Below are 14,067 nucleotides of genomic sequence, written 5' to 3' on the forward strand. Positions count from 1 at the left end.
GTCAGCAGGAGGTGGATTATGAATTTACGAGACTATATAGAACGTATGAAAATGTGGATTGATAAGCAGCATTTTATTATGCGCCACTATAAGTTTGCACTTGGTATTTTCCTTATCATTGCGGTGGCCCTTTTAGGTATTGGTATTTTTTATCCTCATGAGGAGGAAAATGTTCATATTAGTTTAGATCAATCTAATGGTAGAGATGGTAATCAAAATGAACGAGGCTCAGAGAAATTATCAAAAGAAACAACACATGGTAATAGAACAGGGAAAGGAAAGAACTATTTTAAAGATGAAAGTGATATAAAAAATGTAAAGGATAGAGAGGTAAAAAGCAATGTTCATGGACGATTATTATATGATATTACCGGTGTTGAGCGAGCAAATCCTTGGCGAGAGGTTTTTAAAGATATTCCTATAGATGATTTACTTGGTCAGAATAAGATGACTAAAGATAGTAATGGCAATTTCGTTGATATAAATAATAATTTATATGAGTCCGATGATGAAAAGAGTACTTTTGGAAAAGCGGAAGATAAAAGTCGTAGAAATGGAAAATATCAACAAAAAAGAAATAATAAAAAGCATAGTGGTAATTATATTGAATTAAAATCTAAAGATACTAGTGCTAGACGAGTTGGATCCAGTATACAACCTACTATAAGTAATCCTATCAAACAACATCCCATAGAGCTTATAGGTATTATTGAGGGACAACAGAATATTGCCATTTTACGAAAAGGTACAGAGGAACAAATGGTTAGTATAGGAAGTGTGTGGAAAGAAATATCAGTATCTAAGATAACTGCAAGTGGTGTAGAAATTATTGAAGGAGGTTCATCACGGTGGCTAAGAATCGAGTAAACTTTCTAGGTCTAAAATATATAGATAAGATTATAGTGATAGTTATATTGCGAATAAGCTTATGGATGGTCGTCATGCTTGTAACTCCGTTCATGGTATTTGCTAATAGTACTGATAGGATAGGTACTAATAGAAATGATAGAATAACTGCTAGTAGTTCTGAAACTATCGTAAATAGTAGTGAAGTAGATAAAAATGAAAAAAAGGTTGGGAACGAACTCATAACGATTTCTGTACGCAATGCATCCTTAAAGGAGACCGTCTTAGGCATTTGTCGTAGTTATGGTATATCCGTAATTGGTGTAGAGTCGTTAAAAGGGAGTATTACGGCCACTGTAAAGGGAGAATCACCAGAAGCAATTATTAATGAATTAGGTAAGTTATATCATTTTTCCGTATCGAAGGAGCATAATACCCTTCTTATTGATTCTGATGATGAAAAACTTGAAAAAAGAGAGCTATATGTTATATCACCTGAACATTTGCCGGCTGAGTCTTTGAAAAATGTGGTAGGCACAGTGGTAAAAAATGATAAAATGGCAGTGCTTTCAGAACAAAACGAAGTAATTATGCATTTGACGAGTGGAGAAAAGCGACGTGTAGAAACCTTAGTACGTGCTATCGACAAGGAACCAAAACAAGTGCAATTAGAAGCTACCATCATTGCTATGGAACAATCCTATGCTAAGGAACAAGGATTTAGATGGTCTTGGCTTAGCTTGACCGGCCATGGAGAAGATAAAACACATTCCTATGGTGCCGTTACCTTTGGCAAAACTCCGACTGGAGAGGCCTATAAGTTCTTTGTAAAACCAGAGCTAAGTCTTATGGAAAGCTCAGGTAAAGCCGTTCTAATTGCAAAGCCATCTATTATGGCTCTCAATGGTGAGACTGCACATATCTTGATAGGTGAAAGAATACCAGTTATAGAAGAATCGGAAGTGAATGGAGAACGAAAGCGTTCTACTCGTTATGAAGAGGTGGGCATTAAGTTGAATTATACTCCTATTATTACTGCTGATGATGGTGTAGATGCTAAAATACATGCAGAGGTGAGTACACCTATTATGGTATCTGAAATGAAAGCCTATAAAATAAGCACACGTCAAGCACATACAAGAGTACGATTACAACCAGGAGAAGTGCTGGTTATTGGTGGACTCATGGACAATCGAGATCAACATCAAATACAAAAGATACCTATTTTAGGAGATATCCCTTTGTTAGGAAAATTATTCCGTCATAGTCGAAAAACAAAAGACTCTATAGAAATGCTAATGTTAGTGAGGGCAACTGTGGTATAATGAAGAGTAAATGATTAGGAGGTTGTGAATGGAACGCATTCGAATGATAGGCCTTGGAAAATCGTTTGGAGTGCGCCAAGTATTTTCCAATGTGTCCTTTGAGTTAAAAGAAGGTGATCGACTCGCCTTGGTAGGCCCTAATGGGGCTGGAAAATCTACCTTGTTAAAGTGCATATTAGGCTATGAAGAGCTGGATGAAGGTAATGTAGTCAAGTCGCCTGTTGCTAGTATTGGCTATTTACAACAAGATGTAAATCTGGGGGATGATAGCCTTGCTACAGAAATAGAAAAGGCTTGGGCCGATGTTCATGCATTGGAAAAACAATTAAAAGAACTCACTAGTCGATTGGAATCTGAAGAGGCTAGCGAATCGGATTTACAACGCTTAGATTATTTACAGAATCGTCTAGAATGGTTAGGCGGGTATGACTACGAGCAAAAGACAAAGCGCATAGTCTATGGTCTTGGTTTTACTGACGATGACTTAGATAAGCCGGCTAATGCATTTTCAGGTGGTCAAAAAACACGTATTAACTTAGCTAAAGCATTAGTACGTAGTCCCGATTTTTTATTCTTAGACGAACCAACTAACCATTTAGATATGGATATGCTGGAGTGGTTAGAGGGGTACCTATCTGCCTATCAGGGTGGAATTTTCATTGTAAGTCATGACCGGTATTTTTTAGACCGTATTGTCACAGGTGTTGTAGAGTTAGATAATCATAAGGCTACAACCTATCGCGGTAACTATAGTCGGTATATTCAACAACGGGATGAACGCTTAAAGGCAGATATGGTGGCTTATGAAAAACAACAGGAGTACATTAAGAAAACAGAGGCTTATATAGATAAATACCGTGCTGGTATCAAGTCTAAAATGGCTCGTGGTCGTCAGTCTCAACTCAATCGATTAGAACGTCTAGAGGCACCTGTTACTTCACATCATTTACAATTTTCGTTCCCTCCTGCAGCAATGAGTGCCGATAAGGTTTTAGTACTAGATCGCTTATCTGTAGGATATGGTGAAAGTCGTATTATTAATGATATCTCTCTTGTTGTTCGACGTGGTGAATCCGTAGCACTTATCGGGCCTAATGGAGCTGGTAAGTCTACACTGGTGAAAACTATTGTAGGAGAATTATTCCCTGAAAATGGTCATGTAGATATTGGCAATCGGGTACAAGTGGGTTACTTCTCACAAGAGCACGAAGAGTTGCACGATTCTTGGCAGGTAGTAGAAGAGATTATGAATCACTTTAACTACAGTGAGGATAAGGCGCGTAATGTGCTTGGGTCGTTCTTATTTAAAGGTGATGATGTATTTAAGCTAGTAGGTGAATTATCGGGTGGTGAGCGCGCTCGTTTAGCTTTGCTTAAGTTATTTCTTCAAGGCGATAATTTCCTAATTTTAGATGAACCGACCAATCATTTAGATATTCCTACACGAGAAATCGTAGAAAGAGCATTACAACAATTTGAAGGGACTTGCTTTATTATTTCTCATGATAGATACTTCTTAGATCAAGTTTCTACAAAAACAGTAATTCTAGATGAAGGTAAAATTACAGAGTACCTCGGTAATTATTCATACTATAAGGAAAAGCTGAAAGAGCAAGAAGACTTATTAGCATTAGCTAATGAGAAAAACTCTGAGAGCAGTAAGCGTGATAGTAAAGCTACTCCTACTAATGAGTCAATGCTTTCAGCATCAGAAACTATAGAGGAAAATCAGAAGAAGCCAAATGCTTATATGGTAGAAAAACAATTAGCTGAGGTAGAAGCTGAAATTGCTCGCCTCGAGGCGACGATGAAAATGTATGAGGTGCAATTAGCTAATCCTGTAGTACAACAAGATTTAGATGAAATGTCTAAAATTTCCATACAAATTGAAGAGACTCAAACTGAGTTGGATTCATTATATGAGAAGTGGGAACGGCTATGTGAATAGCTTTTTAATGTATATATTATTAAGGAATTAAAATCATTTTCTTTTAATTGACAAAAGATTGAAATTTCTCATAATATAGGTATAGAATCAAAGTTTTATGTTTTAAAGGAAGGGTGTAACATGAATAAATCCATGTTAAAAAAAGCAGTCATTTTTGGCCTTGCTGGTGTAATGGCAGTTGCTGCTGGTTGTGGCAGCAATAAAGATGCAGGTAATGCAAATAGCAATGAAGCTAAAATCGCATTGTTGACAACAACAACTGGTGGTGCAGCAGCATATGGTGAGTCCATTAAAGCTGGTGCAGAATTGGCAGTAAGCGAAATCAATGCTGATGCAAATGCTGTAAAAATTAACTTATTAGTAGAAGATACTAAAGGTGATAAAAACGAAGCAATTAATGCAATGAATAAAGTAATTTCTAAGGATAAAGTTGTAGCTGTTATCGGCCCAATGTTATCTGGTGAAATGATGGCAGCTGGTCCTGTAGCAAACAAAAGTAAAATCGTAGCTCTTGGTACATCTACAACTGCTGAAGGTATTACAGATATCGGCGATTACATTTTCCGTAATGCTGTACCTGAATCCTTGGCAGTAGATACTGCAATTAAAGAAGCACATAAAACTTTAGGCTTCAAAACTGCAGCTATTATGTACTCCAACAATAATGACCAAATGGTATCTGTAAATAATACAGCTCGTAAAGCATTGGAATCTGAAGGCGTACAAATCGTTGATACTGAAACATTTGCAGATAAAGATACTGATTTCTCTGCACAATTAACTAAGATTCAACAAGCAAAACCTGATGTTATCGTAGTTGCTTCTCTTTACCAAGAAGGCGCATTAATCATGAAAAAAATGCGTGAAATGGGTATGAATCAACCTGTAGTTGGTTCCAATGGCTTTAACAGCCCTGAATTCATTAAAATTGCAGGTGCTGCAGCTGATGGCGTTATCGTAGGTACACCTTGGTTCCCTAACAAAGACGATCAAAAGGTAAAAGATTTCCGTAAAGCTTATAAAGATAAATACGGTAAAGAACCAGACCAATTCGCAGCTCAAGCTTATGATGCGGTATACCTCTATGAAGCAGCTTTGAAAAAAGCAGGTTCCACTACAGATCGTGAAAAATTCCGAGAAGCTTTGAAAAATATTGCTGACTTTGTTGGTGTAACTGGTCAATTCAAGTTCAACGAAAAACGCGACCCTTCCATGGAAGTTCAAGTTTTACAAATTAAAAACGGTCAATTTGACGCATTAAAAAAATAAAAGTTGAGGTAGTATAGTGTTTTTACAACAATTAGTTAACGGGTTAACCCTCGGTAGCTTATATGCTGTACTCGCTATTGGCTTAACACTTGTGTTTGGCGTTTTAAATATCATCAACATGGCACACGGAGGCATCTTTATGATAGGTGCCTTCGTTGGTCTTTTTATGGTAACTGTTTTTGACGTTAACATTTTTGTAGCCCTTATCGTAGCTATGGCTGTCGGTGCTATCCTTGGTTATCTTTTAGAATTTGTGGCGCTTCGTCCACTTCGTAAGAAAAAGGTGTCTCACTTGGCACCACTTATTAGTACTATTGGTGTTTCTATTTTCCTTGAAAGTTTGGCATTATTGCTTTGGGGCCCTCAAACTAGATCGTTCCCACCAGACTATATTGGTGGCCTAATCGACTTTGGAGCTTTCAAAATTTCCATGGTACAAATTATTGGCTTAGGCGTTTCTATTGTTTTAATGCTGATTCTTAATATAGTTATTAAGAAAACTAAGATTGGTAAGGCTATTCGCGCTGTATCTATGAGTACGGAAACAGCAGCTCTCTTGGGTATTAATCCAACAATGATTATATCTGTTACAGTTATGATTGCATCTGCTTTAGGTGCTGCTGCAGGCGTGTTGGTAGGCTTGTCCTTTAATGCTATTGAGCCTACGATGGGGGTTATTATAGGCTTTAAAGGCCTTGCAGTACTTATCTTAGGTGGCCTTGGTAATATTACAGGTGCCATGGTTGGCGGCTTCATTTTAGGCGTAGCAGAAATCTTCTCTGTTGCATATGGCGCATCTACATTCCGTGATGCTGTGGCCTTTGGTCTCATCATCCTATTATTATTCTGGCGCCCACAAGGCTTGTTTGGATCTAAAGATAAAGGGGGGAGACCATAATGGATTTATTGAACCCGTATTATCTACAGATCGTGATGTTTTTCATCATCAATGCCATCATGGGTATTTCAATTTATTTCACACTTGCAAGTGGTCAGCTTTCTTTAGGGGCTGCTGGCTTTATGAGCGTTGGTGCATATGTAGGCGCTATCCTTTCTTTGAAAGCTGATTTGCCTATCGTTTTAGGCATTATCATTGGTGGTTTAGTTGCTAGCCTTGTAGCCGTTATTATCGGTTTACCAACAACACGTCTTCGCGGATTATATCTTGCCATTGCTACTCTTGGTTTTGGCGAAGTTGTGCGTGTTATTTTCTTGAATTTGGATATTACTAATGGTGCATTAGGCCTTTCTGGTATTCCATCCATTCCTCAAGAATTAACAAACTTAGCCTATGAACTTGATATCGATGGTTTAATGGGCATTGATGCTGTTGCATGGGGCAATCTAATGGCTATCATTATTTTGTTAGCTATTTTAGTATTGATTATTGCCTTTTGTGTACGAATCAATAATAGTCGTGTGGGCCGTGCCTTTGCAGCGATTAAGGCTGATGATCATGCAGCAGAATTGATGGGGATTAACGTTGTATACTATAAGATGATGGCCTTTATCATTGGTGCTTTCATCGCTGGTATTGGCGGTGGTTTGTATGCGCATATTACAAACTTTATAAATCCTACAGACTTTAGCTACCATAAGGTAGTTCAAATCTTATTATTCCCTGTATTTGGTGGTTCTAATGTAGTATGGGGCTCAGTATTAGGTTCCTTTATTCTTACATTATTGCCAGAAGTATTGCGCTTCTTATCCGATTATCGGGACATCATCTACGGTGCATTACTCGTTATTTTGATGGCAGTTCGCCCAGATGGTATTCTGACAGAATCGATGGTAGACAAAATTAGTCGCAAATTAGGCTTTAAAAAGGCTCCATATATTCCTGAATCACAAGTGTTGACAGAACGTTTTGAAGCATATAAACGCAAACAACAAGAAGAAAAACAAGGATAGGAGGGAACTGAATGCTATTAGAATTAAATGACGTAAGTAAAAGCTTTGGTGGCGTTGCAGCCCTCACAGGAGTATCTTTTGGCGTTAAACAAGGTGAAGTATTTGGTGTTATTGGTCCAAATGGTGCTGGTAAGACGACACTGTTCAACTTGATTACAGGTGTATTCCCAGTAAGTTCGGGCGAAATTGTTTTTGATGGTATGTCTGCTGTAGGGATTAAGCCTCATAGAACTGTTGAAATGGGTATTGCTCGTACATTCCAAAATATTCGTCTCTTTGGCAATATGACAGCTCTTGAAACTGTTTTAACCGGTATGCATTGTCGTACTGGCTCTGGCTTCTTATCTAGTTTTTTGAAAACAAAACGTCAACGCATTGAAGAAGAGCGTTGTCGTGGTATTGCTTATGAGTTCTTAAAGCTTGTAGGTCTTGAAGCAGATGCAGAAGAGGTTGCCACATCATTACCGTATGGTAAGCAACGTCGTCTTGAAATCGCTCGTGCCTTAGCGACACACCCTCAGTTAATCTTGCTTGATGAACCGGCAGCAGGTATGAATGATAGTGAAACTGAAGTTCTGCGTCAATTGATTGGCAAGATTCGTGACCTAGGTATTACCGTTGTGGTTATCGAACATGCCATGGAATTGATGATGAATATCTGTGATCGTTTGGTAGTACTTAACTTTGGCAAGAAAATTGCCGAAGGTACACCTCAAGAAATTCAAAATAATGAAGCTGTAATTGAAGCATACTTAGGTAAAGAAGAGGTGTAATATGTTAAAACTAGAAAATATTGTGGCTGGTTATGGACATATTACAGCCCTAAAAGATATAAGCCTAGAGGTTCCACAAGGTTCGATTGTATCTCTTATTGGTGCTAATGGTGCTGGTAAGACTACTACGATGAAGACTATTATGGGACTTGTAAAACCCACATCTGGTCGAGTGATTTTTGAAGGTCAAGATATTACGAGTCGTCAAACTCATCAAGTTGTACAGAATGGTATCTCTTTAGTTCCTGAAGGGCGTCAAATACTACAAGATATGAGTGTTTATGAGAACCTTGAAATGGGTGCTTATACACGTAAAGATCAAGAAATCGAAGCAGATATCAAAAAGGTATTTAAACGATTCCCTATTCTTGATGAACGAAGCTATCAATTGGGTGGTACTTTATCTGGTGGTCAACAGCAAATGCTAGCTATTGGCCGTGCACTTATGGCTCGTCCAAAGTTGTTATTACTAGACGAACCATCTATGGGGCTTGCGCCTTTAGTAGTAAATGAGATCTTTGAAACCATTAAAGAAATCAGTGCCGATGGAACAACAGTTCTTTTAGTAGAACAAAATGTACGCCAAGCATTAAAGATTGCTGATTATGCGTATGTTTTGGAGACTGGTAAAATGGTATTATCTGGATCTGCTGATGAAGTTCGCCATAATCCTCGTGTTATGGAAGCTTATTTAGGTGGTCGTGTTGAATAAGTAATTATATAAAGCGATCATTAGTGTCAAAAACTTTGAATAAGGTGTATATACTAGATTTCTAGTATATACACCTTATTTTTTATCACTAATTCTGATAGAAATAGGAGCACTATGTGAGCTGATAATGAAGTGAGTTTATAAATTTTTTATTATTTTTAAGAAAATCAATAATAAATCTAGTGAATTAGGAATGAAAAAAGCAAATAATTATTAATGAACATATATTGAAAATACTATATTTTTAGGGAATTGTTGTTGAAGATTTTATGAAGTTCGCCTGGAAGATACTAGATTTGTAGAAGTATATTTAAAAAAATGATAAAATAGCATGACTGATTTTTTAGATATAAGATACATCAATAATTAAGTGATGAATTAAATAAGTTGAATAAAAAAGAGGTAAGTATGAAGAAGAAACAGTATATGATGATGGCTACATTCTTATATACTACAACAATGGCTATGGCTGCACCAGTTAATATAAATACTAATCAGCCTTATAATGCTAAGAATGTACAAATGGAAGGCCATGCACCATTGGAAAATAGTGCATCTGTAATTAGCTCTGATAAAGAATATCGTCTGCGTCAAGGCGATGAACTGAATATTCAAGTGGTTCAGCAGGCAGAGCTTGGTACGCGTAATGGTAATGACATTGTGTATACCGTCAGACCAGATGGATATGTATCGTTTCCTATGGTTGGTGCTGTAAAAGCAGATGGCTTAACTGTAGATGAATTTACAGCTGAATTACAGCAAGGTTTGTCTCGTTATATCATTAATCCTGATATCACAGTAAATGTATCGAAATTGGGCGGTGTTCGCGTATATGTATTTGGTGAAATTAATAAGCCTGGCGCCTATACGTTGACTAAATCTAGTACAGTTATTGATGCGATTGGGGCTGCAGGTAGTTTTAACTGGGATACAGCAAAGAAGAAAATTTACTTGATTCATCAAGATAATCCAGAGAAACCGATTCCTATCAATTTGAATCGTATTTTACAAACTGGAGATATGTCTGAAAACTACATCATGCGTGAAGGTGATATTCTTTACTTAACTAAGAATAGTCGTATCAACTTTGCTCGTGATATTGCTCCAATCTTAACAGGGGCTTATATGGTATCACGAATAGGTAAGGATTAAAGATAAGGCGATATCTATCATATAAGGGGGCGTTTTTTTGCGTTCATATTTATTACCATCCATATTGTTTATTACCGATATTGTGACGATTGTAATCGTTGCTTTTATCAGTCTTTTTATTCGATTTGATGGACACATAGAACCTCAATATATTAATCAAATGGTGGATGCACTTCCGTTATTACTTATTTCGTATATGTTGATGTTCTTGATAATGCATTTATATACACGTATTTGGCGCTATGCAGGGATGCGAGAGGTATTAGCAGTATTTGTAGCGACTACAATTGGTACGGCTTTATTCTATTCCTCTATGTTTGTATTTGGTAAGTCATTACCACGTTCTGTCTATTTTATTACATGGTTCCTCACTACAGGTGCTGTAGGTATGGGACGTATGTTGCTTCATTATGTGGCACTTCACTATAGCAGTGGGGATGATGGTGAAAGTGGCCAAGTGAATACATTGATCATAGGCGCCGGTGATGCAGGTGCAACTATAGCTCGTGAAATTGAACGATATCATAAGCGTTCTCGTCGAGTGATTGGTTATGTTGATGATGACATGTTTAAACATAATCGTCTTATGAATGGTTTTAGAATTCTCGGTAATCGTGAAGATATTCCAGCATTAGTTGCTAAATATAAGGTAGAAGAAATTATTATTGCCATGCCTTCCGTGAAGCGAGATATTATTCAAGAAATCATGGAAATCTGTTCTCCCTTAAAATGTAAAATCAATATTTTACCGGGGATGTATCAATTACTTGATGATGAAGTTCTTGTATCTCATTTACATCCTGTTTCAATCGAGGACTTGTTGGAGCGTGATGAGATTCAGCTCGACACGTCCAAGGTTGAAACATATCTTAAGGATAAAGTGGTTTTAGTTACTGGTGCAGGGGGCTCTATTGGTTCTGAAATTTGTCGTCAAGTTTTACGTGTAAAGCCTAAAAAGCTATTGCTTCTAGGTCATGGTGAAAATAGTATTTATCTTATTCATCAAGAATTGCGCAATATTGCGCCCCAAGATACCTTGGTTCCAATCATTGCAGATATTCGCGATAAGAATCAATTAGAACAAATTTTCAAAAACTATAATCCTGATGTAGTATTTCATGCGGCAGCTCACAAACATGTGCCTCTTATGGAAATCCAGCCAATTGCTGCGGTATTAAATAATATTTATGGTACTCGTAATGTTGCGGATGTAGCCGGAGCTCATGGGGTAGATCGATTTGTTATGATTTCCACGGATAAAGCGGTGAATCCAACTAGCGTTATGGGCGCTACAAAACGGGTTGCTGAAAAAGTTGTACTTGGTATGAATCACACATATGATACTAAGTTTATAACAGTTCGTTTTGGTAATGTACTTGGTAGCCGTGGTTCGGTTATTCCTTTATTCCGTAAACAAATTGAAGCAGGTGGTCCTGTAACCGTTACAGATCCAGAAATGACACGTTATTTCATGACTATTCCTGAAGCCAGTCAATTAGTACTTCAAGCTGGTGCCATGGGGAATGGAGGAGAAGTGTTCCTTTTGGATATGGGTGAACCGGTTAAAATTGTCGATTTGGCTAAGAATATGATTCGCCTTTCTGGCTTTGAGCCTAATAAGGATATTCGTATTGAATTTACTGGCTTACGTCCAGGTGAAAAGTTATATGAAGAACTATTAACTGCCGGAGAAGGTACGAATACTACTACGCATAAGAAAATTTTTGAAGCAGCTCTAGAAGATGTTGATCAAGAATGGCTGAGTCGTGAAATAGAGCGCTTTGATACATGTAAAACCGATATAGATGTGATTAATGTATTGCAGGATATCATTCCTACATACGATCCAAATCATAATGTATAGGTCGTGGATGATACATTTATTACCCGATATATGTATAAGACTATTTTAATTTTGATACATTGTGCCTTTATTGAGAGGGTTAGGTACAGTTAATATTCTAAGTGGGAGAGACCCTGTTGTTTGTATACTTTTACAGAAAGGGGTATATGGGTGGAACAAATTATTGATTTAAAAGAGGTAGGCAGAGTCCTCATTAAAAAGCGCAGTAAAATTATTAATATTACGGTAGCATGTATGGTTTTAGGTGGTGCGTATGCCTTTCTTGCACCATCTACATATCAATCTACATCGATGTTGCGCATTAAACAAGCTCAAGGTTTGAGCAATTCTGTATTATCTAGTGCTAATGCCTATTCTGATTCTATGTCTCGTCAATTGATGAACACAGATGCAGAAATTTTAAAAAGTCGTAATGTAGTAGAGCCAGTAATTACTGCTATAGAAGATCCTGAAGGTACCGGTAATGCGCCAACATATGAAGATTTTGTTAAAACTCGCATTGAAACTAAACCGTATAAAGAAACCGAGTTATTACAAGTAAGCGTAACTGGTAAGAGCCCTGAGCAAGCACAAGAAGCTAATCAATTACTTATTGATACCTTCTTGAAACGTCTTGCCGAAATTTCTCATGTTGAACAACGAACTACTCGTGAATTCTTACAAAAACGCGTTGTTACTGCAAAATTTGAATTAGAGCAAGCAGAAAATAAATTGCAACAATTCCAAGTAGATAATAAGGTGTACTCTACAGCTGATCAGATGAAAGGCTTAACTGATAAGATTACTCTAATTGATCGTGAGAAGGCTCAAAATCAACTCGATTTAGAAACGGCACAAGCTGCACTTGGTAGTATCAATGAGCAATTAGGTTCTGCAGGTAAAAGCATCGCTGATAGTGCTACGGTTCAAGCCTACAAGGGTCAGTTAGCAGATTTAGAATCTCGTAAAGCTTCTTATATTGGTAAATATACTGATGAACATCCTGCGATGAAAGAAATTAATCAACAAATTGAAGAAGCTAAAAGTGGTCTAAATGCTGAAATCAACGCCATTGCATCTCAACAAGCACCTTCAAGCAACTCTGCACAACAAGGCTTGCTAGCGGATAAGTTTAAAAATGAAGCCGCTTTAGCTGTAGCTCAAGGTAAACAATCTACATTAGCTGAGCTAGATAAAGCAAACGAAGAAGCTATAAAGGGATTACCTGAAAAAGAACGCGGTTATATCCAAGCAAAACGTGATGTAGATGTGGCACAAGATATCTATCAAATGTTATCTACTCGCTTAGAAGAAGCGAAGGTAGCAGAGGTTATGGTACCGAATGAAGTTCAAATCGTTGATCCTCCTACATTGCCAGAAAAGGCGATTGCACCACGTAAGATTCTTATTTTATTAGGCTCTGCCATTTTAGGCCTCATCTTTGGTTGCCTCTATATATTGGGCCAATTCTTTGGTAATCGCAAAGTCCAATCTGTACAAGAGATTAATGACATCCTTGGCATTCAAAACTTGGGCGTGATTCCAAATCATAAAGAAGTAGAATACGAAGAGCCTAGTAATCGTTTCGTAGCATTGTTGCGCAAAGTGAGAGGTTAATATGATTAGACTAATTTCTAATGAACGTGGTGATACACCACTTGTGGAAGCATACCGTACATTGCGTAGCAATCTTCAATATGTATGTAACCAACATAAGTGTAAGCTTATTTGCATTACTGCAGCCACTAGTGGTGAAGGCACTTCTGAGGTGGCTGCTAATACTGCATTAGCCTTATCTAAAAATAATAATAAAGTTCTTCTAGTAGATGGTAATCTACGTAATCCAACACAACATATAGCCTTTAATGTACAAAATAAGGGCCTTACAAATGCGGTGATGATGGATGAAGATTTGACGATTCATCGTAATGTAGTGCCTCATTTGGATGTTCTTACGGCGGGTGAAGTTGTTGAATATCCATCTGATATTGTAGATTCTAGCAAATTACCTGCGATTTTTGAGTATGTACGTGATGAATATGATGTGGTTATCATCGATACACCACCCGTATTGTCTGTTACAGATGCAGTTGTATTGGCAGAGAAATCAGATGGTGTTGTGTTAGTTGTTAAAAATGAAGTAGCTAGTCCAAAAGATTTGATTGAAGCTAAGAAACGGCTTTCACAAGTAGGTATTTCTCTTTTAGGATCTATGGTAATTGACGCTTAATATAACTGCTTTAATCAATATTCTATGTGATAAATCAAGTGTATCAATATGGTACAGA

At 37.3% G+C, this 14,067-nt stretch carries 12 protein-coding genes; all 12 read left to right on the top strand.

The features are described from left to right. The first annotated feature begins 18 nt into the window (after positions 1–18). The 12 genes from AAA071_RS00310 (at position 19) to AAA071_RS00365 (ending at position 14,009) form a co-directional block, all read left to right on the top strand. Positions 19–867 carry a hypothetical protein gene (locus AAA071_RS00310; RefSeq protein WP_118091537.1) on the top strand — a complete coding sequence of 283 codons (849 nt, stop codon included), beginning with the start codon at positions 19–21 and terminating at the stop codon, positions 865–867. After that, positions 849–2,171 (top strand): type II secretion system protein GspD, encoded by a 1,323-nt coding sequence (locus tag AAA071_RS00315; protein WP_118091538.1) that lies wholly within the window; start codon positions 849–851, stop codon positions 2,169–2,171. Before AAA071_RS00310 ends, AAA071_RS00315 begins: the two co-directional genes overlap by 19 nt. Before the next feature lie 28 nt (positions 2,172–2,199). Beyond that, positions 2,200–4,119: an ABC-F family ATP-binding cassette domain-containing protein gene (locus AAA071_RS00320; RefSeq protein ID WP_118091539.1), complete on the top strand. Its 1,920-nt coding sequence runs from the start codon at positions 2,200–2,202 to the stop codon at positions 4,117–4,119. Between the two features lie 120 nt (positions 4,120–4,239). Then, positions 4,240–5,388, top strand: a complete 1,149-nt coding sequence (locus AAA071_RS00325; protein WP_118091540.1) for an ABC transporter substrate-binding protein — start codon at positions 4,240–4,242, stop codon at positions 5,386–5,388. 16 nt (positions 5,389–5,404) lie between these two features. Further along, entirely contained in the window at positions 5,405–6,286 is an 882-nt protein-coding gene (locus tag AAA071_RS00330; RefSeq protein WP_024061206.1) for a branched-chain amino acid ABC transporter permease, read from the top strand. Beyond that, positions 6,286–7,299, top strand: coding sequence for a branched-chain amino acid ABC transporter permease (locus AAA071_RS00335; RefSeq protein WP_024061205.1), 1,014 nt, complete (start codon positions 6,286–6,288; stop codon positions 7,297–7,299). Before AAA071_RS00330 ends, AAA071_RS00335 begins: the two co-directional genes overlap by 1 nt. 11 nt (positions 7,300–7,310) lie before the next feature. Then, a complete protein-coding gene (locus AAA071_RS00340; protein ID WP_004697257.1) occupies positions 7,311–8,072 on the top strand; it encodes an ABC transporter ATP-binding protein in 762 nt (253 codons plus the stop codon). Position 8,073: 1 nt separating this feature from the next. Further along, entirely contained in the window at positions 8,074–8,784 is a 711-nt protein-coding gene (locus AAA071_RS00345; protein WP_287519098.1) for an ABC transporter ATP-binding protein, read from the top strand. 408 nt (positions 8,785–9,192) lie between these two features. Then, positions 9,193–9,936, top strand: a complete 744-nt coding sequence (locus tag AAA071_RS00350; protein WP_004697402.1) for a polysaccharide biosynthesis/export family protein — start codon at positions 9,193–9,195, stop codon at positions 9,934–9,936. 37 nt (positions 9,937–9,973) lie between these two features. Continuing rightward, positions 9,974–11,800 carry a polysaccharide biosynthesis protein gene (locus AAA071_RS00355; RefSeq protein ID WP_004693378.1) on the top strand — a complete coding sequence of 609 codons (1,827 nt, stop codon included), beginning with the start codon at positions 9,974–9,976 and terminating at the stop codon, positions 11,798–11,800. Positions 11,801–11,950: 150 nt separating this feature from the next. Beyond that, on the top strand, positions 11,951–13,396 hold the full coding sequence (locus AAA071_RS00360) for a GumC family protein (protein WP_004697438.1): 1,446 nt from the start codon (positions 11,951–11,953) through the stop codon (positions 13,394–13,396). Position 13,397: 1 nt separating this feature from the next. Continuing rightward, the gene (locus tag AAA071_RS00365; RefSeq protein ID WP_195394906.1) at positions 13,398–14,009 is read left to right on the top strand and encodes a CpsD/CapB family tyrosine-protein kinase; all 612 of its coding nucleotides are present in this window, start codon (positions 13,398–13,400) and stop codon (positions 14,007–14,009) included. Positions 14,010–14,067 lie beyond the last annotated feature (58 nt).

The organism is Veillonella parvula, from assembly GCF_040097785.1.
Lineage (GTDB): Bacteria > Bacillota > Negativicutes > Veillonellales > Veillonellaceae > Veillonella > Veillonella parvula_D.

What these genes read in the sequence shown, in the direction of transcription:
- AAA071_RS00310 (WP_118091537.1), top strand. Translation starts at nt 19, where the DNA reads ATGAATTTACGAGACTATATAGAACGTATGAAAATGTGGATTGATAAG.
- AAA071_RS00340 (WP_004697257.1), top strand. Translation starts at nt 7,311, where the DNA reads ATGCTATTAGAATTAAATGACGTAAGTAAAAGCTTTGGTGGCGTTGCA.
- AAA071_RS00335 (WP_024061205.1), top strand. Translation starts at nt 6,286, where the DNA reads ATGGATTTATTGAACCCGTATTATCTACAGATCGTGATGTTTTTCATC.
- AAA071_RS00365 (WP_195394906.1), top strand. Translation starts at nt 13,398, where the DNA reads ATGATTAGACTAATTTCTAATGAACGTGGTGATACACCACTTGTGGAA.
- AAA071_RS00345 (WP_287519098.1), top strand. Translation starts at nt 8,074, where the DNA reads ATGTTAAAACTAGAAAATATTGTGGCTGGTTATGGACATATTACAGCC.
- AAA071_RS00320 (WP_118091539.1), top strand. Translation starts at nt 2,200, where the DNA reads ATGGAACGCATTCGAATGATAGGCCTTGGAAAATCGTTTGGAGTGCGC.
- AAA071_RS00325 (WP_118091540.1), top strand. Translation starts at nt 4,240, where the DNA reads ATGAATAAATCCATGTTAAAAAAAGCAGTCATTTTTGGCCTTGCTGGT.
- AAA071_RS00350 (WP_004697402.1), top strand. Translation starts at nt 9,193, where the DNA reads ATGAAGAAGAAACAGTATATGATGATGGCTACATTCTTATATACTACA.